The 19,417-nt window shown below is 48.9% G+C and carries 15 protein-coding genes; 3 read left to right on the forward strand and 12 right to left on the reverse strand.

The annotated features are described in order from the left end of the window. Positions 1 to 177: 177 nt before the first annotated feature. Positions 178 to 663 (forward strand): hypothetical protein, encoded by a 486-nt coding sequence (locus BXO87_RS07040; protein ID WP_003151740.1) that lies wholly within the window; start codon positions 178 to 180, stop codon positions 661 to 663. A 36-nt stretch (positions 664 to 699) separates the two neighbouring features. On the opposite strand, the gene BXO87_RS07045 is transcribed toward BXO87_RS07040, so the two are convergent. The 5 genes from BXO87_RS07045 to BXO87_RS07070 form a co-directional block, all read right to left on the reverse strand. Then, positions 700 to 2,715 (reverse strand): Na+/H+ antiporter, encoded by a 2,016-nt coding sequence (locus BXO87_RS07045; RefSeq protein ID WP_032876522.1) that lies wholly within the window; start codon positions 2,713 to 2,715, stop codon positions 700 to 702. A 296-nt stretch (positions 2,716 to 3,011) separates the two neighbouring features. Then, positions 3,012 to 4,727: an assimilatory sulfite reductase (NADPH) hemoprotein subunit gene (cysI, locus tag BXO87_RS07055; protein ID WP_038459823.1), complete on the reverse strand. Its 1,716-nt coding sequence runs from the start codon at positions 4,725 to 4,727 to the stop codon at positions 3,012 to 3,014. Positions 4,728 to 4,754: 27 nt separating this feature from the next. Further along, positions 4,755 to 6,563 (reverse strand): assimilatory sulfite reductase (NADPH) flavoprotein subunit, encoded by a 1,809-nt coding sequence (locus BXO87_RS07060; protein WP_038459825.1) that lies wholly within the window; start codon positions 6,561 to 6,563, stop codon positions 4,755 to 4,757. A 174-nt stretch (positions 6,564 to 6,737) separates the two neighbouring features. Then, on the reverse strand, positions 6,738 to 9,053 hold the full coding sequence (gene helD / locus BXO87_RS07065) for an RNA polymerase recycling motor HelD (RefSeq protein WP_038459827.1): 2,316 nt from the start codon (positions 9,051 to 9,053) through the stop codon (positions 6,738 to 6,740). 191 nt (positions 9,054 to 9,244) lie between these two features. Further along, the gene (locus BXO87_RS07070) at positions 9,245 to 9,853 is read right to left on the reverse strand and encodes a trimeric intracellular cation channel family protein (RefSeq protein ID WP_032876509.1); all 609 of its coding nucleotides are present in this window, start codon (positions 9,851 to 9,853) and stop codon (positions 9,245 to 9,247) included. 222 nt (positions 9,854 to 10,075) lie between these two features. Here BXO87_RS07070 and BXO87_RS07075 point away from each other — a divergent pair, with 222 nt between their 5' ends. Beyond that, entirely contained in the window at positions 10,076 to 10,876 is an 801-nt protein-coding gene (locus BXO87_RS07075; protein ID WP_007410016.1) for a zinc-dependent metalloprotease, read from the forward strand. 33 nt (positions 10,877 to 10,909) lie between these two features. Here BXO87_RS07075 and BXO87_RS07080 read toward each other — a convergent pair whose 3' ends face one another. From BXO87_RS07080 to csoR, 6 genes are all read right to left on the reverse strand, one after another. Further along, the gene (locus tag BXO87_RS07080; RefSeq protein ID WP_038459830.1) at positions 10,910 to 11,329 is read right to left on the reverse strand and encodes a disulfide oxidoreductase; all 420 of its coding nucleotides are present in this window, start codon (positions 11,327 to 11,329) and stop codon (positions 10,910 to 10,912) included. Further along, complete coding sequence (locus tag BXO87_RS07085) at positions 11,319 to 11,990, reverse strand: DsbA family protein (protein ID WP_038459832.1); 672 nt, start codon at positions 11,988 to 11,990, stop codon at positions 11,319 to 11,321. Before BXO87_RS07085 ends, BXO87_RS07080 begins: the two co-directional genes overlap by 11 nt. Before the next feature lie 117 nt (positions 11,991 to 12,107). Continuing rightward, on the reverse strand, positions 12,108 to 14,219 hold the full coding sequence (locus tag BXO87_RS07090; RefSeq protein WP_038459833.1) for a heavy metal translocating P-type ATPase: 2,112 nt from the start codon (positions 14,217 to 14,219) through the stop codon (positions 12,108 to 12,110). A 149-nt stretch (positions 14,220 to 14,368) separates the two neighbouring features. Continuing rightward, on the reverse strand, positions 14,369 to 16,798 hold the full coding sequence (locus tag BXO87_RS07095) for a heavy metal translocating P-type ATPase (RefSeq protein ID WP_038459835.1): 2,430 nt from the start codon (positions 16,796 to 16,798) through the stop codon (positions 14,369 to 14,371). A gap of 83 nt (positions 16,799 to 16,881) precedes the next feature. After that, positions 16,882 to 17,088 (reverse strand): copper chaperone CopZ, encoded by a 207-nt coding sequence (gene copZ, locus BXO87_RS07100; protein WP_015240581.1) that lies wholly within the window; start codon positions 17,086 to 17,088, stop codon positions 16,882 to 16,884. 75 nt (positions 17,089 to 17,163) lie between these two features. Further along, positions 17,164 to 17,469: a copper-sensing transcriptional repressor CsoR gene (gene csoR, locus BXO87_RS07105; protein ID WP_013353610.1), complete on the reverse strand. Its 306-nt coding sequence runs from the start codon at positions 17,467 to 17,469 to the stop codon at positions 17,164 to 17,166. Between the two features lie 138 nt (positions 17,470 to 17,607). On the opposite strand from csoR, the gene BXO87_RS07110 reads away from it, so the two are divergent. Further along, positions 17,608 to 18,648 (forward strand): oxidoreductase, encoded by a 1,041-nt coding sequence (locus BXO87_RS07110; protein WP_038459838.1) that lies wholly within the window; start codon positions 17,608 to 17,610, stop codon positions 18,646 to 18,648. 44 nt (positions 18,649 to 18,692) lie between these two features. On the opposite strand, the gene azoRB is transcribed toward BXO87_RS07110, so the two are convergent. Further along, a complete protein-coding gene (azoRB, locus tag BXO87_RS07115) occupies positions 18,693 to 19,328 on the reverse strand; it encodes an FMN-dependent NADH-azoreductase AzoRB (protein ID WP_003151719.1) in 636 nt (211 codons plus the stop codon). Between the last annotated feature and the right edge of the window lie 89 nt (positions 19,329 to 19,417).

Below are 19,417 nucleotides of genomic sequence, written 5' to 3' on the forward strand. Positions count from 1 at the left end.
CTCACATTTCCGCTGTAAGAAACCAATTATACGCTCATCGTTATCACAAAAACCATCTTTAGTGCCCAAGCACCACTGACGTTATTATTTTCCTATTTTTCAAAAATTCAGGTTAACCAGGTAACTGTCCGGGTAAATCGCTACTGTAGCCACCACACAATTGAAGGAGGAAATCATATGAAACGTATGCGTATCCCGATGTCCGTTGCCCTTGGCGCCGCTTTGTCTCTGACTCCTCTGTCCTTTGTATCCGCAAAAGAAAACCCGGCCCCTCAAAACATGGCGCAGCAAACATCAGATGTCTCAGCAAAAGATGTCGGATTAAACATTGACGTTGACCTGCTCGGTATCGGCAATTCGATTGCTGACGCGATTAAGTCGGCGCAAAACCGTGACGGCTTCGTCAAAAACTTAATGGAATCTTCATTCTACGCTTCCGGACAAAAATATAACGTCATGGTGTTTAATTTAAGCCAGGAATATGAAGATCATTTTAACGGTGTTCAGTTTTACGGTTCCGCCGTTTATGACGGCATCACGTACGGCATTTGGGTGTTTGAAGACGGAAGCTTCACCAACAAAGGTGATGGCGGCTGGATCAACTGGGCCTTCAGAGGCTGGTTTGACCGCGACGGCGATCACGTCGAATTCCATCGTCCGTAATCAAAAAAAGTCCGGCGAACAGATGCCGGACTTTTTTTATTCACCTCCGTCAAGCATGGCCGCTTCCACATCATTGATGTATTGGCGAAGCTCATGTGACATATCGCGGGAAATTTCCCGCTCTTCGAATAATGTTTGGATTTCGTTGCGGATGGCCTGCACGGCCCGCAGTTTGATTTCGAGTTTTTGATTTTCAAAACGGCGGCTCGGACTCTGTTCGTGATACGAGTGCCCCAGCCTGAAAATCAAGTGATTGTAAAAGGAAATGACGGCAAGCGTCACATCTTTATTTTCTTCAGTCATGTGTTTTTTCAGGCTTTCAATGGCCGCTTTTGCCGTTTTAACCCTTGTGGTGCGGATGAGGCCTTCTTCATTTAAAATCGACATTTCCGGCTTTTTTTGTTCACCGAAAAAGATCCAGTACATCAGGCGTTTCAGCTTTTTCTTAGATAAGCCGACTTTAAACGGATTCGTATACAGCACTTCCAGTTCATCAAACCGTTCCTGAAGGCTGTCTGCCGTTTCTTCCGGTATTTCGCCCCGCTCAATCAGCCGCAGCAGTTCTTCCTGTTCAGCCTGTATCCCTTGGGCGCGGACTTTCCGCTCATCTTTTTTCGTGCGGTTTTTGACGGTGGACTGCTGAAATCTGAGATTTTTCATTTTCTCATTGTATTCGGCAATAACCGCAAAAGAAGCCGTTTTGTTTGTCTCATTCATATTTTCTTTAATGGCCGTTAAGGCAGCCTTTATCAGCTTCCGTCTCGCTGTCAGCAATTTGACTTTCTTCTCTTTCACATTGTCTTCCGGCTTATCTGTCAAAATCGGCAGTACGATTGTCGCCAGTACCAATGTGCACATAATAACACCCGCGGCTAAAAAGAGAATCAAATTCCGTTCAGGAAACGGTGAGCCGTCAGAGAGCACGTAAGGAATGGAAAAGGAACCCGCAAGCGTGACCGCTCCCCTGACGCCTGAAACCGAAATCAGCAGGGTCGAGCGCAGGCCGGGTTTATAAATGCTCTGATCCTTGTTAAAAAACCACTTGCCGTTCCAAAAAAACAGCACCCACAAAAACCTGAGAATCATTAACGTCAGCGTAATGACGATAATGTACCCGATGACCATCATATTGTTAAACGCGGTATCATTAAAGATGACAGAAACCACATCTGGTATTTGCGCACCTAAAATAACGAAAACAAGACCATTCAGAATGAACAAAATAATATTCCACGTACTTGAAGAGACGATTTGCAGTTTGACCATCGTTGATTCAAGACGGTCCTGCTCCACCGCATGCGTGATGCCGCCGGCCACAACAGCTAAAATGCCGGAAACGCCGATTTCTTCAGCCGCGAGATAGATGACAAACGGCGTCAGAATTTGAATCAGCATATGCATCGTGACATCCTGCATGCCGAGGCGGCGCAAAAACAGCCGGAAACGGATAATCAAAAAAGAAATGACGACACCGCTGAGTAAACCGCCGGCTGAAATCAGAACGAAACTGAAGGCGGCCTGCGCCAGCGAAAATGCGCCCGTCACGGCAGCCGCAATCGCAAATTTAAAAGCGACCAGGCCGGATGCGTCATTCATCAGTCCTTCTCCTTCAAGGAGACGCAGAATGCCTTTTGGCATCTTCACTCGCCCTGAAAGCGCGCTGACTGCGACAACGTCAGTCGGTGACAGTATCGCCGCCAGCCCGAACGCGGCAGCCAGCGGAATGCTCGGAATCATCCAATGAATCGTGTAACCGCCGACAATCACCGTGGCAAACACGAGCCCGAGCGCAAGCAGCAAAATCGGCGCTCTTAAATTCCAAAGTTCCGCACGCGGCGTCCGTTTTCCATCGTTAAAAAGAAGCGGAGCGATAAACAAAACAAAAAATAATTCGGTATTCAGTTCAAAATGAAGCCCCTGCGGAAATGACGCCGCAATGATACCGAGCGCCACCTGAATCAGAGGCACCGGGATAAAGGGGACAAACCGATTTACGATATTTGAGATCGCGATGATGGTTAAAAGTACGAGTACGACTAAAAATATGTCCAAAGCATGACCTCCTTCATCTGCTGCATCATATCATTATTGCCTGTTCTCTGCCTTTGCCAAAGGCCGGAGCCGATGATCGGGCAGATTCAATATATTTTCCGCACGCAACCATTCTTCTTTTATTTTACCCGTTTTTATTTAAAATTTCTCATAACGTGCTCACGGCGAACTTTTTTTGCCTTCAGCTACATTTTTTCCGGAAAAAGAAAAAGCCTGTTTTCTCTGAAAACAGGCTTTTTCGCAAGCTGCGTCATCTGTTTCATGACGCGGTGCAGCGTTTGTTTTAAGTGCTCATCTTATTCGTGAAAATTCGTGCCGTCTGTCGTGGCTTTAATGATGCCCGCGCGGATGACGAAATCTCCGAAGTGTTCGCCTTCCTCGCGCTCTTTCGCGTAGCGCGGGAGAATGGTGCGAAGCTCACTCAGAATTTCCTCTTCACCGATATTTTCCCGGTACATTTTGCTCAAACGGCTGCCGTCAAACGCCGCTCCTAAATACATATTATATTTTCCGGGCGCCTTCCCGATAAATCCGATTTCGCCGAGCGCATGGCGGGCGCAGCCATTCGGGCACCCGGTCATACGGATGGTGATTTCTTCATCCCGCAGCCCGTTTTCGTCAACGATGTCTTCAATCTTATCAATCAGTTTCGGCAGATACCGCTCGGCTTCGGCCATGGCGAGCCCGCATGTCGGAAGCGCGACGCAAGCCATTGAACTGCGGCGCAGCGCGGAATGCTGCCGGCCGTCTGTCAGTCCGTATTGTTCGATTAATGCGCTGATTTGTTTCTTTTTCTGGCTTGAGACATTGCCGATAATCAGGTTTTGATTAGAAGTGAGACGGAAATCTCCCGTATGGACTTTGGCGATTTCACGCAATCCCGTCATCAGCTTGTAATCCTCATAGTCGGTGACGCGGCCGCCTTCGATAAACATTGTAAAATGCCATTTCCCTTTTACGCCCTTCACCCAGCCGTAACGGTCGCCGTTATGGTCAAAATGATAAGGTCTTGCTTCATCCAGCTGCCAGCCGAGGCGGTTTTCCAGCTCGGCTTTTACGTTTTCCAGCCCGAGACGGTCAACGGTGTACTTGAATCTGGCATTCTTTCTGACGGAACGGTTTCCGTAATCGCGCTGAATCGTAATTGTTTTTTCCGCTACATCGTACAGCTGCTCCGGTTTGCAGAAGCCGATGACTTTTGAAATCTGCGGATAAGTGGCCGTATCGCCGTGCGTCATTCCCATACCGCCGCCGATCGCCACGTTGAATCCGATTAAACGGCCTTCCTCCACGATGGCAATGAAGCCGAGATCTTGAGAAAAGACATCGATATCATTGGACGGAGGCACGGCGATTCCGATTTTGAATTTCCGCGGCAGGTACAGCGGCCCGTACATCGGTTCCGTTTCCGTGTCAGGAGTGCCCGCCACACGTTCCTCATCAAGCCAGATTTCATGATAGGCTCTCGTGCGCGGAAGAAGATCGTCGCTCAATTTCTTCGACCATTCGTATACTTCCGCATGAATTTCAGACTGGTGCGGATTTGAAGCGCACATGACGTTTCGGTTGACATCTCCGCAGGCCGCAATGGTATCAAGCAGCGCCTCATTGATTTTCTGAATCGTTTTTTTCATGTTCCATTTTAAAATTCCGTGCATTTGAAACGTTTCACGCGTTGTGAGCTTCAATGTATTGTTTCCGTATTTTTGCGCCAGTTCATCCATGACAAGCCATTGTTCCGGAGTTGACACGCCGCCTGGCATCCGGACGCGCAGCATGAACTGATAAGCCGGTTCAAGCTTTTGTTTCTGACGTTCATTGCGGAGATCGCGGTCATCCTGCAAGTAGCTTCCGTGATGCTTCATCAGCCGGTTGTCATCGTCCGGGATGCCGGCTGAAATCCGGTCGAGCATGACTTCTTTCAATGTGCCGCGCAAATAATCACTTTTTTCTTTAATATCCTCAACATCACTTGGAGGGCCTTCCGGCGCTTTTAAAATGTTGTTCACCATGCTGAATAAGCTCCTTTCAAACCAAAATCAATATACGTCACGCTGATAGCGTTTTTTCTGCTGCATGTCTGCCAGGAAGCTTTCCGCTTTTTCACGGCTCATGCCGCCTTCTTCCTGAATGATATCGAGAAGCGCCTGGTGCACGTCATGCGCCATATGCTGTTCATCACCGCAGATGTATACGGCGGCTCCCTGCTGCAGCCATTCATACAGCTCTTTGCTTTGTTCTTTCATGCGGTGCTGCACATATACCTTTTCTTCCGAATCCCGGGAAAAAGCGACGTCCATTTTTGTGAGAACACCGTTTTGCAGCCATTTTTGCCATTCCGTCTGGTACAGAAAATCAGTGACAAAGTGCTGATCCCCGAAAAACAGCCATGTTTTCCCTTCAGCTCCGGTTTCTTCACGCTCCTGCATAAAGGAACGGAACGGTGCGATGCCTGTCCCCGGCCCGACCATAATGACCGGTGTATCCGGATTTTCCGGCAGCTTGAAGTTTTGGTTGTGCTGAATGTAAATCGGAAGCGTATCTCCCGGCTGGAGTCTTTCCGCACACAGAATGCTGCAGACGCCTTTTCGTTCTCTGCCGTGCGCGTCATATCTGACCGCTCCGATTGTCAGATGCACCTCTTCCGGATTCGCTTCTAAACTGCTTGCGATCGAATAGAGCCGGGCCGGCATTTTACGCAGGATGGAAAGAAAGTCTTCGGCGGAAGCTTCCCACGGCCCGAAATCCCGGACGAGATCAAGCAGATCACGGCCGTTGATGTATGCTTTCAACTGCTCTTCGTTTCCTTCGGCCAGAAGTTCACTCAGCTTTTGGTCAGCCGTAAACTGTGCGGCCTTTTGCAGGAACGGTTTTGTTAAGACGGTTATTTCAAAATGAGAAGTAAGCGCGTCTTTCAAAGGGAGACGCTCTCCTTGTTTATTCACCGCCACTTCCTGTTTCGGGTCCCATTTCAGCTCATTGATCAGCTCATCCACAAGCGCCGGATCATTTTCCGGATAGATGCCGAGGCTGTCCCCGGGCTGATACGCGAGGCCCGACCCTTCAAGCGAAAGTTCGAGATGGCGTGTTTCTTTATTCGAACCGCGTCCGTTCAGATTGATGTTCTCAAGAACCTCCGCCCGAAACGGGTTCGTTCTGGAATAAACGGATTCACCGAGAGCCGGCGTCTCGGCAGGCGCTTCGGCTGTTTGATTTCCCGCTCCTTCGTTCAAACCGCCGATGACCGCGTCAAGCCATTCCGAAAACGGCTCATCATAATCAAGATCGCAATCAACCCGCGGCGCAAGCTGGGTGCCGCCGAGCTCTTGAAGACGCTCGTCAAACTCTTTGCCGGTCTGGCAGAAAAATTCATACGAGCTGTCCCCGAGCGCCAAAACGGAGTAACGGAGCGCTTCAAGCTTCGGCGCGCGTCTGCCGTGAAGAAATTCATGAAAGGCCAGCGCGTTATCCGGCGGATCGCCTTCTCCGTGCGTGCTCACCACGATCAGTAAATTGTTTACTTTTTTCAGATTATTCGGCTTAAAATCGTTCATCGACGCGACGGTGACCTGGAATCCCCGTTCCTCAAGCGTCTTTACCGTCTGTTTCGCAAGACCTTCCGCATTTCCCGTTTGCGATCCGTATAATACGGTCACTTCTCTTGAGACTGCCGGGCTTTCTGCTGGAGCCGGAGCAGCGGGCGCGGCTGTTTCACCGGATTCGGACCGGGCCGCAGCCAAATAACCGCTCAGCCAGATTTTCTGTGATTCTGTCAATGTCGGCAGAAGGCGGTTAAGGAGCTCTGCCTGCTCCTGATTAAACGGACTGTTCATGACCTGAAGTTGCAACGATATCCACCTCACAAGGAATTAAACGTAACGTACGTTATTTCTATAGGAATTGTCAAAATAATATTCTAATTGAAACTTTACCGAAAGTTTGTATGTAAGTAAAATATATAATCATGATGACAATGATTAAGATTACTAATGATAAAAAGCCCTTTGCACTTGGCAAAGGGCTTACACGAATAAGCCGGCGGGCACTTCTTTTATAAAAGGAGAGGGTTCTCCCGGAGACAATACGGTCAGATGATGCATCGCGCGCGTACAGGCCGTATATAACAGCTTACGGTCATGTTCGCTTTTGTACTGGGCAGCAGAGGCGTCAGCGGCAATGACGGCGTCAAACTCAATGCCTTTTGCCAAATAAACGGGAATGACGCATACCCCTTTTTGAAAAGGCTGGTTTTCTTTATTGATCAAACGGACACCGCTCCCGGCGCTGACCGCCTGAAATACTTTTTTGGCTTCCGCGGCCGTTTTGCAGATGACGGCGACCGTCTCCCAGCCTTTTTGTCTGAGCTCCCGGATTGTATCCGCCAATTGTTCCTGCCGCGCTTTTTCTGTATCCGTCCGCAAAACACGCGGTTTTTCCCCGTTCCGGTTAAAAGGCTCAATGTCATCGCCGTCAGCCAGCAGCGCTTTCGTAAATTCAACAATCTGCCGCGTCGATCTGTAAGTCCGTTTCAGGCTGACATACTTTTCTGCACCATTGCGAAAGCAGCCGGCGAGGGAAGAAGGGCCCGTAATGGTGTGGGCATAAATCGACTGGCTGACATCACCGAGCACCGTCATCTTTGCCGCCGGGAAGATGCTTTGAATATACGTGAGCTGAAATGGGGAATAATCCTGAGCTTCATCAATGAAGACGTGCTTCATTTGTGTGTTTTTTCTTTTTCCTTCTAACAGATCCTGCAAATACAGATACGGAGCGGCATCTTCATACGGAAGTGACCGTTCTGCAAATGCGTTTCTGGTCAAAGCGCCGATGCCCTCCCAATAATCGGGCTTTTCATCAGCTCCCCAGTCTGAAAACAGCCGGAGATACATCCGTTTTATATCGAGAAAGCCGAGCCGTCTGACGGCCTGCTTAATCGGTTTAAAGGCTTTGCCGACAATAATGGCGCCAAGCAGCCGCTGTTCGCGCTGATGGTCGTCAAATACAGGTTCATCATCTGCCGCCTGCTTCTTGAGTGTTTGATAAACCTCGGCATAGTCTTCCTTATCAAGCAGCTCGCTCTCCTGTAAGACCCATTCCTTCTTACGCTCCTTTTTTTCGAGAGCGCTGATTTCCGCGAGAAGCCATTCCGCCGTCAGCTCCGCTCTGTTCGGAATCGGCAGCTGCTGATCAAGCGAATAAAAATAGGCTTCAATCCGTTCTTTTGAAATCAGGATGTCTCCCCGGAAGCTGATCTGTTTACACATCAGGCCCGAGCCGGAAAGCGAGCCGGCATAGCGGTCAATCATGGCCTGAAAAGCTGGTGACGCTTTGTAAGCAATGGCTGCGAGCCTTACGGAAAGTGCGTCCTGATTTTGTTCAGTCAGGCAATATTCAAGCTGCTCGTACGGGCTTTCACAATCAAACTTTCGTCCGAGCCGGCGGATGATATATTCCTGAAAGGTGGCCTGCTCCATATTCTCTTCTCCCAATTCCGGCAATACGGCGGACACATAACTGTTGAACAAAATGTTCGGGGAAAACAATACAATCTGACGGGCATCAAGCACCCCGCGCCCGCGGTACAGCAAGTAAGCGGCCCGCTGAAGCGCCGCGGATGTTTTCCCGCTTCCGGCGGCTCCCTGAACGATGAGATATTTGCTTTTTTCATCCCGGATGATTTCGTTCTGTTCTTTTTGGATGGTTGACACGATGTTTTTCATATGCTGTCCGGAATGGCCGCTCAGCACCTCTTGCAGCATTTCGTCACCAATCGTCATATCCGTGTTAAACATCGCTTTAAGCGTCCCGTTTTTAATGATAAACTGCCGCTTCAGTGTGATGTCTCCCTCTATCGTTTCTTCCGGAACTTCATAACGGGCTTTTCCCGGGGAATATTGATAGTAAAGAGATGAGATGGGCGCGCGCCAATCATAAATGAGAAATTGCTCGTTGTTTTCATCCATCAAAGAAGTCAGCCCGATATAAATCCGCTCGGAAGAGGACTCCCCTTTTTCCATAAAATCGACACGGCCGAAGTAAGGAGAAGTTTTCAGCTTTTGGATTTTTTGAAGCTGCCGGTATTGAAGCCGATGCGTCCGTTCACGTTCTGAAAGCATTTCCGCCTGCTGTTTAATGCTTGAAAATGTCTCCGCCGCTTCATGGGCGTCATCCATATTCACGGTGACATCATCCCAAAACGTTTTTCTCAAGCCCACAATATCCTGCTTTAATCCGCCCGATGATGTTTCCAGAGACCGCTCTTTTTTGCGGAGCTCCTTCAGCACTTCATCTATTCTTGACTGCTCTTCCTTCCATTCCTTATCCTGCTGATTCATGAACGGCACCTCCAGAAAATAGTTGACAAACACATACGAAATACTGTAAAATAAAATTGGATACATATAGTTAATATATAATAAAATAGGCAAATACAATTCATCTTAGCACATTCACCCAATATCAATCAAGATATGGGTTATTTATATGCAAAAAAACCGATTTCGCTTTGAAATCGGTTTTTTTGATGTTAGTTATCTAAACGAAAAGAACGGTTTGGCAGCTGCCACTTAAACATATAGGAACAAACGCGGCAAACAACAAGCACGAAAAACAGAACGTACAACCCAAACGAATTTCCCAGCCAGCCCAAGCCGACGATTAACCCTCCGAGCGCGGCCCAGACTGCATAAATTTCCGCCTTGAGCACAAGCGGCTTCCTGCCCGCGAGCAAATCCCGTATGATGCCGCCCCCGCTGCCGGTCAGCACCGCTGCCGCAATCACCGCACTGAGCGGATGGCCCATTTTCACGGCATATAAAGCGCCTTGGATGGCAAACGCCGAAAGCCCGATGGCATCGGATAGGTTGCCCCATTTACTCCAATGTCTTAACAGCAGCTTCGGAAACAAAAAGACAATCGTAACTGATGCGAGAGCGATTTGAAAAAACGCGCCTTGCTCCCACAAGGCGGAGACCGGAACACCGATCAGCAGGTTTCGGATGGCTCCACCGCCGAACGCCGTTACAATCCCCAAAATATATACGCCTAAAATATCATACTCCTCTTCCATCGCAACAATTGCTCCGCTGACCGCAAACGCAATGATGCCGATTACACTAAGCAGCTCCCAGGCCATTCCATATGCTCCTTTTTATTTGTTAAATTTTCTGACGACCATTAGATTTTATAATCGCTTTCTCTTAAAATCAACCTTATTTTTGAAAGATTCTGATTCCTAACCCGGGACAACCCCACCCGCAACGGCTGGGAGCAAGAATATTTACCTATTTTATACTATTTTGGGAGGTTTATTGGAAGTTTCATTGAATACTTTCTCTAACAAAAAGGGGGTTATGAGATGAAAATCAGTTCACTTGTTTTTCCTGTTTTATTGGCCGCCGGATTAATTCCCGGCCTGCCGTCAGCCGAAAGCCATACGCATTCGCACACTCATGCGGAGCCGGCGAAAACGGTGTATACGGACCCGCTTCCGAAAGCCGATCATTTTAAAGATCTGAAGGGCCCGGTCCAAGTTGAACAGACGGTTGACACAAAAATTCTGGATGAAAACGGCAAGCAGGTCGGCACGAAACGATTCAATGCCAATGTCAGTCAGGATAAAGCCTCAACTAAAGCCAGCACGGGCTCTCAGAAGGTCAGAGTTTTGGCGGTGGCGGACGCTGAATACCGCGCCAAATACAGCGACTGGCAAACGCGAATCGTCCAGATCGTGGAGCAGGCGGATGTCGCTTTTAACCGTGATCACAACATTGATTTCGTCGTACAGGCCGTGCAGGCTTGGAATTCTTCCGGCTCAAACAGTTCTCAGATTTTATCGAATCTCCAAGGCAGCTTCAGAAATCAAAATTATCATTTTGTCGTCGGTTTTACCGCAAAATCAAGTTTTGACGCCGGCGGTATCGCGTATGTATATAACGGCAAACCGAGCGGCCCGGCTTTCAGCGTGAACCTTGATCAAGGAACGGCCAACACGGCGAAAGCGGCACAGCACGAGTTTTCCCATAACTTCGGACTTCAGCATGACGCCCAAGGCAGCGGCATCCGCTGCGTCATGAATTATGATTATGCCTATTCCGTGGATATTTGGGACAGCTCCCATAACAGACAGATTGCGACAAACAAAGCTTGGTACAAATAATAGAAAAAGAGCCGCTCCCATGGAGCAGGCTCTTTATTTTGCCGTGCGTTCCGTTTTGACAAAACACATGCAGATAATAATGAGAATAAATGCCGTCAATGACAAGAAAGGAATGGTAATGAAACCGAACCAGTTAATATATTCAGATGAGCAAGGCACGCCGTAGACACACGGCTTGATGCCGCTGAAACCGGGCACCTTCTGCTCAAGGTAATGCATGATCGATATAAACGCGCCGATGATGGCCATCGGCAGCACGTATTTTTTCACGCGCGTGTCACCCTGGAAGGTGGCGATTCCTAAAATCAGGACAAGCGGGTACATGAGAATTCTTTGATACCAGCACAGCTCGCACGGTATGAATTTTCTGATCTCGCTGAAATATAGGCTGCCGAGCATGGCAGCAAGAGCTATCACCCAAGAAGCATATAAAAATACGATTCTATTTTTCATTTTTCAGCTCTTTCTTAATCGTTTTTGAAATCTCATCATATTTAGAGAAGTCATTAATCACCTTGTCATTTACATAAATCGTCGGTGTCGCCGTAATGTTTAATTTATCATTCAGGTCAGTGTCAGTTTTCAGCTCTTTTGCAAATGTCTCTTTATCAAGGTTTTCCTTCAGCTTGTCAGGATCAACCTTTTTCGCGGTGCTTTTGACCGTTTTTTCAAGCAATGCAGGCGTGACCCATTCCTGTTCGCTTGACGGCTGCTGTTCAAACAGCTTTTCATGGAAAGCCCAGAATGATGCCGGGTCTTCTTTCCACACTTCTTCTGAAGCAAGAGCCGCCAGACGCGAGCCGCTTCCGTGGTACATGACGTTCACAAATGAAAATTTCACGTCGCCTTTATCGATAAAATCTTTTTTGATTTTCGGAAAGATATCGCTGTTAAATACTTTGCATGACGGACATTTGTAATCTCCGAATTCAACTACCGTAACAGGCGCGCTGTCTTTGCCGAGCACGGGCTGTCCTTTAATGGAAGGCTGCTCGGCGACTGTTTCGCCCGCTTTTTCCGTTTGGTTGTTAATAATTACGATGACCGCAAATAAAACGACAACGATTAACGTCAGTATCACCGCAAATTTCGCAGACGATTGTTTCTTTTTCACTCAGACACCTCATTGTTTTTAAAATAAAAAAGAAGCGGATGCCGGATGGCCCGCTTCTCTATTTTACCAAGACAACCTTGTTTAAGAAAACCCTGAAAAACGAATTATCTTTGACAATTATTCCGCTTTCACTCTCATGACGCGCATCGCGTTGGCAACGGCGATCAGCGTGACGCCTACATCTGAAAAGACCGCTTCCCACATGGTGGCGAATCCGAATGCGCCAAGCAGGAGAAAGATGATTTTTACACCTAAAGCAAATCCGATGTTCTGCCAGACGATCCGGCGTGTGCGGCGTGCAATCCGGATGGCTTCGGCTGCTTTTGACGGCTGGTCTGTCATCAGGACGACATCGGCCGCTTCGACGGCGGCATCAGAGCCGAGAGCCCCCATGGCAGCTCCGATGTCAGCTCTGGCAAGCACAGGCGTATCATTAATCCCGTCACCGACAAACATCAGTTTTTCATTCGGTGAAAGCACCGCTTCAAGTTCTTCGACGCGGTCTACCTTGTCACCCGGCAAAAGCTCTGTGTACACGTCATCAATACCGAGCTCTCGGCCGACAGCTTCTCCGGTCTGCTTGGAATCACCCGTCAGCATCACTGTCCGCTTCACGCCGAGCGCTTTTAAATTGGCAATGGCCTGTTTGGCGTCCTCTTTGATTTCGTCGGCGATCACGATCGCCCCCGCATACTGCTGATCAACGGCGACATAGACGACGGTTCCGTTATTTTCAGCTGTACCGAAAGCGATTTGTTCTTTTGCCATCAGTTTTTGATTTCCGGCCAAAATCGTTGATCCGCCGGTTTTCACCCGAATGCCGTGTCCGGGTATTTCTTCATATTCTTCAATCTCGTCTGCCGCGAGCGGTTGATTGTAAGCTTCACGGATGGAAGAAGCAATCGGATGATTGGAATGGACTTCTGCAAGCGCAGCCGCATGAAGCAGGCTGTCTTTTGTAAACCCTGCCGCCGGCTTGATATCAGTAACGGCGAAATTGCCTTTCGTTAAGGTTCCCGTTTTATCAAACACGGCGTATGCCACCTGATTGAGCGCTTCTAAATAGTTGCTTCCTTTCACGAGCACCCCTGCTTTAGACGCAGCACCGATACCGCCGAAAAACCCGAGCGGAATGGAGACGACGAGTGCACACGGACAAGAAATCACAAGGAAAATCAGTGCGCGGTACACCCAGTCGGATAGCGCGGCTGAAGGCACGAGAAGCGGCGGTAAAAAGGCGAGAAGCACCGCAACAATGACAACGGCCGGTGTATAGTACTTGGCAAACTTCGTAATAAAGTTTTCCGTTTTCGCTTTACGTCCGGCCGCATTTTCGACCAGATCCAATATTTTTGACACGGCAGAGTCTTCATATCCTTTAGAGGTTTCAATATGCAGCACGCCGTTCTGATTCATAAATCCGGCCATCACATCTTGCCCCGGCTCCGCTTTTCTCGGCACGGATTCGCCCGTTAAAGCGGATGTATCAACCATCGAAGAACCGCTCAGCACCTTTCCGTCCAGCGGAATCCGTTCTCCGGGATTCACGACGATGACCTGTCCGACTTTGACGTCCTGCGGCGGAACGGCAGCCATGCCGTTTTCCGTTTTCACATTGGCGTACTCAGGACGGATGTCCAATAACGCGCTGATCGATTTTCTGGATCGGCTGACGGCCGCTCCCTGAAACAATTCACCGATTTGGTAGAACAGCATGACCGCGACACCTTCCGGATACTGATGAATCACAAATGCGCCGATCGTGGCAAGCGCCATCAGAAAATGCTCATCAAATACCTGGCCGCGGACAATGTTTTTTCCCGCTCTGGCTACGATATCGCCGCCGATGATCAAATATGAAGCAAAAAAGAGCAGAAACTCAAGGACGGCGCCCGTGTGCGCGAAGTAAGCGATGACGGCCAAAACGGCTCCCGCTGCCAATCTCACTAACATCAGCTGCAGCTTTTTGCGGTACTCATCCTCGCCGGGTTTGTCTTCATGTTTCGCACGGACGGTCACATGAGGATCAATGGACTTTACTTTTTTAGCGACTTCGTCTTTCATCCATTGCTCGTTTTTGCCGCCGGCTGAGACCGTGATGGTGCTTGCCGCAAAATTGACAGCACAGCCGTCGATGCCGTCAATGGCTTTTACGCCGTTTTCTATTTTTTTTGCACAGTTGCTGCAATCAAGTCCGTCTAATACAAATTCACCTTTGGCTGCTTTCATTTTCGACTCACCCTACTTTCCGTAATAGGATTCCCATAACATCAATACAGCTAAACGATTTTATATATATGAACATATACTCATATATTTGTTTTCTCTATTATATGCAGGCTTTGAATAAAGTGTCAATAAAAAAGACAAAACAGGCCTCAGCCCATTTTGTCTTTTTTCACCTTCTGTAAACGCAAAGCATTAAGCACGACCGATACTGAGCTGAACGCCATGGCAGCGCCTGCCACCCACGGGGCCAGAAAGCCGGACGCCGCAATCGGAATGCCGATGCTGTTGTATCCCAATGCCCAGCCTAAATTCTGCTTGATGTTTCTCATGGTCAGCCTGCTCATGCCGATGGCGTCGGCAATGCCGTTCAGGTCACCGCGGATCAGCGTAATATCCGCCGCTTCCATTGCGATATCTGTGCCGGTGCCGATGGCCATTCCGATATCGGCCACAGCCAGCGCCGGAGCATCATTGATGCCGTCACCGACCATCGCCACACGTCTGCCTTCTTTTTGCAGCCGGGAAATTTCCGCCGCCTTTTGTTCGGGAAGCACTTCGGCGATCACGCTGCCGATGCCCGCGGCTTTTGCAATGGCCTCCGCGGTCTTTTTGTTGTCACCGGTCATCATGATGACGTCAAGCCCCATATCATTCAGTCGTTTCACCGCGGCCGGAGATGTTTCTTTGATTGTATCGGCGACTGCGATAAGCCCCGCCGCTTTGCCGTCTGCCGAAATAAGCATCACCGTTTTTCCTTCCGCCTCCAAGCGGTCCATGTGCGGAAGCAGCGCCTCATGTTCAATGTGTTCTGATTCCATCAGCCGTCTTGATCCGGCAAGAATCGTTCTGCCGTCAGCCTCTGCATAGATTCCGGAACCGATCCGGGCTTGGAACCGGGTGATTTTCGGGATGGCAATCCCCCGTTTTTCGGCTCCTGACACGATGGCTTCTCCAAGCGGGTGCTCTGATCCCGTTTCGGCGGCCGCCGCCAGCCGCAGGAGTTCCTCTTCGTTCATTCCCTCTGCCGGTACGGCATCTGTCAGAACCGGTCTGCCGTTTGTCACCGTTCCTGTTTTATCCAGTACGATTGTCGTCAGACGCTGGGTCTTTTCTAAATGCTCTCCGCCTTTAAAAAGAATGCCGAATTCAGCTGCGCGGCCGGAGCCCGCCATAATGCTCGTCGGAGTGGCGAGCCCGAGTGCGCACGGACAAGCAATGACAAGCACGGCGATGAATTTGCCGATCGCTTCAGAAAACTGTCCCGGCGCGGCCCATACATACCAAATGAGAAAAGTCAGCACGGCCAGCCCCAGCACAATCGGGACGAAAATGCCTGAAATGTGATCCGCGAGCCGCTGAATGGGGGCTTTTGATCCTTGGGCTTCTTCTACGATTTTAATAATGTGTGCAAGCGCGGTATCTTTCCCGACATTCACCGCTTTGATTTTGAGAAAGCCGTTTGCATTGATCGTCGCCCCGGTGACAGTGCTTCCGGGAGACTTATCGACAGGCATGCTCTCTCCCGTAATCATCGATTCATCAATCGCGGAATAGCCTTCAATCACTTCGCCATCGACAGGGACGCGTTCTCCCGGTTTCACATATACGATATCCCCCGTCCGGACCTCGTCAATCGGAATCACCTGTACCTTCCCTTCCCGCTCAACCGCCGCCGTCTTCGCCTGAAGCTTCATTAACTTTTTAATCGCTTCTGATGAGCGGCCTTTCGCTTTCATCTCTAAAAGCTTTCCAAGCAAAATCAAAGTCAGCAAAATGGCGCTCGTTTCATAATAAAGCCCCTCAACATGTCCGTCTCGTCCGAGAGACGCAATCGTCATGTACAGGCTGTATGCGTAAGCGGCCGTCGTTCCGAGCGCAACGAGAACATCCATATTGGCGCTTTTGTTTCTCAGCGCCTTGTACGCTCCCATATAAAAAGGCCAGCCGATGACGAGCTGCACCGGGGTGGCAAGCGCGAATTGCAGCCACGGATTCATCAGGATATCCGGCATCCAGATAAAAGAAGTAAAAGAAAAATGGCTGACCATCGACCATAGAAGCGGAAAGGAGAGAACGGCAGAAAATATCAGCCTGATCAGCTGTTTTCGCTGCTCTTTCTCCTTTTGGGAAAATCCGCCGGCTCCATCAACCGCTTTCTTCTCGTCTAATCTGTAGCCGAGTTTTGCCACGGTCTCTTTCAGCTCTTTCGGTGTCACCTCTTTCGGATTGTATTCAACGGTGACCGTTTCCAGGGCGAAATTCACCGGTGCGCTGTCAACTCCCCCTATTTTGTTCAGGCGCTTTTCAATCCGGTTGGCGCAAGCGGCGCACGTCATGCCTTTAATCTGAAAATCGGCTTTTTCCGTCACAACATGGTAGCCGAGTTTTTCAATTTTTTCTTTTATGGCGCCAGCTTCGATTTTGTCAGGCTGATAGGAAATATTTGAGGTTTCAAGCGCAAGATTGACGGAAGCGTCATTGACGCCGTCCATCCGTTTCAGCCCTTTTTCAATTCTTGAAGCGCAGGCGGCGCATGTCATGCCCCCCACTTGAATGGTCATTTCTTTCGGTTCACTCAATGTCCTCATCTCTCTTCATAAACCCCACGGGGGTATAATTATGATAAAAGAAAACCGCGCCCGTTTCCGCAGCGCGATAAATCCTATACGACGTCATAACCTTGATCTTCAATCGCGTCTTTTATATCTGATACGGAGACTTTGTTCTCATCAAACGTCACATCCACCTGTCCGGCTTCCAATTTCACCTGAACCGCCGTCACTCCGTTCAGTTCTCCTACTCCGGTCTCTACTGCTTTGACACAGTGCTGACAGGACATGCCTTCGACTTGCAGTGTTTTTTGTTCCATGATGATTCCCTCCACGTCTTGTTTTTTCTTCTTCATGTTACCATACCCCTGTAGGGTATTTCAAAACATTTTATTTTACGATTTTGCGATTTTTTTCACAACATCAAGCAGCTCGGCAATCGCCTGCTCCCCGTTTCCGCTCTCAATGGCGCCGGCTACGCAGTGATGGGCGTGATCTTCCAGCAGATGAAACGCGACTTTCTGCATGGCCGCCTGTACGGCTGAAATCTGCACGAGAATATCCACACAGTATCGTTCGTTCTCCACCATATTCTGAATGCCCCTGACCTGGCCTTCAATTCGTTTCAGCCGGTTCAGAATCTGGTCTTTTTCTTTGGCACTTTTATGATTTAACGATTGATGCTCGGTATGTTTGTCCATTTTCCACCTCGGTTTTTTTCTTCGTTATCTTCATTATACAGACTTGAAAATCCGGTGTAAAAAATTTTCAACACACAAGTTTTACCAGTACTCCCGCGGGGTATATAATGTTATCACATATCATGAGGGGGAAGTTCATTGAAAACGATACAGGTTGGCATATTGGGATATGGTTTGTCGGGTAAAGTTTTTCATGCGCCGCTTTTGGACGTCCTTGATGATTATCAGATCAAAAAAGTCATGACCTCCAGAACGGAGGAGGTCAAACGTGATCTGCCGGGGGCTGAAGCCGTGCGCGCGATTGAAGACATTACCGGTGATCCTGACATTGATCTCGTCATTGTCACGACACCGAGCGGAATGCATTATGAATCAGCGATGAAATGCCTCCTTGCGGGAAAACACACCGTCGTGGAAAAACCGATGACGGCGACTTCAGCAGAAGCGGAGGAACTGAGAAGAACGGCTGAAGATAAAGGCGTCTTACTGAGCGTGTATCACAACCGGCGGTGGGACAATGACTTTTTAACAATACAAAAGCTGATTCGGGACGGGGCGCTTCAAGACATTCATACATATCAAGTCAACTACGATCTGTACAATCCGGTTGTACAAGAAAGATGGCGCGAAAAAAACGGACCCGCCACGGGAACGCTGTATGATCTCGGTTCACATATTATTGACCAGACGCTTCTGCTTTTCGGAATGCCGGAATCCGTCACCGCACATGTGATGAAGCAGCGGGACAATAGTGAAACTGTTGATTGTTTTCTGGCCGCGCTCCATTACGGCAAGCTTCAGGTCATTCTTCAATCCGGCTCCATGAATGCGGCAAGCGGCCCGCGCTATCAGATTCACGGACGGAATGCAAGCTTTATCAAATACGGAATGGACGGACAGGAAGACGCGCTTTCAGCGGGCAAAAAGCCGGTTGACGACAGCTGGGGCGCCGATGATCCTGACAACTTCGGAGAGCTGACAACCGCAGCGGATGAGAAAAGGCATACAGAAACAATCCCCTCTGAGAACGGCTCTTACCTTACGTACTACAAACTGCTGGCAGACAGCATCTTAAACGGAAAATCGCTTCCCGTTACGGCAAAAGAAGGCATCGATGTCATCCGTGTCATTGAAGCGGCGATGAGAAGCAGCGAACAAAAACGGACGATTGCCCTTTAATATAAAAAACCTCCCAGCCGTACGGCGGGGAGGTTTTTTTAAGATCAGAATGATTTTCCGGCTTCTTTCGCGCGGGCAATCGCATCTTCTTTAATTTGCTGTGCTTTATTCGGTTCAGCATTATGGCCTTCAACGATTAATCCGTCAAAAGAAGGAACGCCGAAGAAGTTCATCATGATGCCGATGTAACGGTGGCCCATTTCCATATCAGCCGCCGGCCCTTCAGAGTAATAGCCTCCGCGCGCCTGAATGTGGAGCGCTTTTTTGTCAGTCAACAGACCGATCGGGCCTTGCTCTGTATATTTGAATGATTTTCCGGCTACAGCCACAGAATCAAGGTACGCTTTCATAACAGGCGGGAATGAGAAGTTCCAAAGCGGTGTGACGAATACGTATTTGTCAGCTGACGCGAATTGATCGCTCAGCTCGTTCAGACGGCCGACTTTCGCTTTTTCGTTTTCAGAAAGCTCTTCAAAACCTGTGCCGGATTGAAGTTTTCCCCAGCCGCTGAATACATCCGCGTCGATATGAGGAATGTTCTCTTTGTAAAGGTCGATATGTACAACCTCATCATTCGGGTTTGATTCTTTATAAGAATCGATAAACGCTTTTCCTGTCGCCATACTGTAAGATGTCTTTTCATCATGAGGATGAGCAGTGATATAAAGTACTTTTGCCATTGTAAACAGCCCTTTCGTTTTCAGATTACACACACATTTATTATGAAATATGAATGTTTTTTTATACTGATCAGTTCTGTAATAATTAT

The organism is Bacillus sp. GZB (assembly GCF_001975995.1).
Classification (GTDB): domain Bacteria; phylum Bacillota; class Bacilli; order Bacillales; family Bacillaceae; genus Bacillus; species Bacillus velezensis.